The sequence below is a fragment of the Pseudomonas sp. AC463 genome (assembly GCF_979253585.1).
Map to the genome: position 1 here is coordinate 1 of NZ_CEEDDZ010000182.1, position 390 is coordinate 390.

Annotated in this window: 1 pseudogene; it reads right to left on the reverse strand. The window is 69.2% G+C overall.

Going from position 1 to position 390, the window contains the following annotated elements:
• A pseudogene (locus tag AC0IYH_RS29690) lies at positions 1–390 on the reverse strand (proline--tRNA ligase); the annotation flags it as partial.

The window sequence follows — 390 nt, forward strand, 5'->3', positions numbered from 1 at the left end:
CTTCTTCACCCAGCCCCAGCGCTTCGTCGCGGCCTTGGCGGGCTTCAGGTCGAGCAGCGCGCGCACCGGCTCGCCCAGCGCCGTCAGACCGGCGAGGTCCTGCTGGAGCGAACGGCCATAGTCGACGATCGCCGCGTCCTCCGGCTGGTCGCGCAGCATCGGCACGATCACCACCTGCCACGGTGCGATCGCGGGCGGCACGCGCAGGCCATCGTCGTCGCCGTGGACCATGATGACCGCGCCGACCATCCGCGTCGACACGCCCCAGCTCGTCGTGTTCGCGAACTCCAGCTCGCCCGCCGCGTTCTGGAAGCGGATGTTCTGCGCATGTGCGAAATTGGTGCCGAGGAAGTGCGACGTTCCCGCCTGCAACGCCTTGCCGTCCTGCAT